This window comes from Shewanella sp. AC91-MNA-CIBAN-0169 (genome assembly GCF_040310165.1).
Classification (GTDB): domain Bacteria; phylum Pseudomonadota; class Gammaproteobacteria; order Enterobacterales; family Shewanellaceae; genus Shewanella.
In genome coordinates, this window is the sequence record NZ_JBEOPM010000089.1 from 1 (window position 1) to 292 (window position 292).

1 protein-coding gene is annotated in these 292 nt (G+C 44.9%); it reads right to left on the reverse strand.

Annotation, left to right across the window (positions count from 1 at the left end):
* A partial coding sequence (locus AAEY98_RS22235; RefSeq protein WP_351019733.1) for a hypothetical protein occupies window positions 1–292 on the reverse strand: 292 nt, incomplete at both ends.

Genomic DNA, 292 nt, shown 5'->3' on the forward strand with positions numbered 1-292 from the left:
GATTATATCCATTCACAGTTAGCTTTAGAGGGTAAAACCCGTTTACCGTTTTACTGGTATCAATTTCTAAATCAGCACTCCTATCATTACACAGACGCTGTCCCTTACCACCGCAACTGTCTGAACCATCACTATCAAAACCTGCGCCAATCCAGTTCTCCATTATACCGCGACCATTTGGCGTCAATATCACAAAGCTGGTACTCGTGTAACCTTGATGCGTATCACCATGCTCGTTCATAAAGCCCCACGTATTTGGGGCAAACTGTTCTAAACCCCAACCCCCTAAACC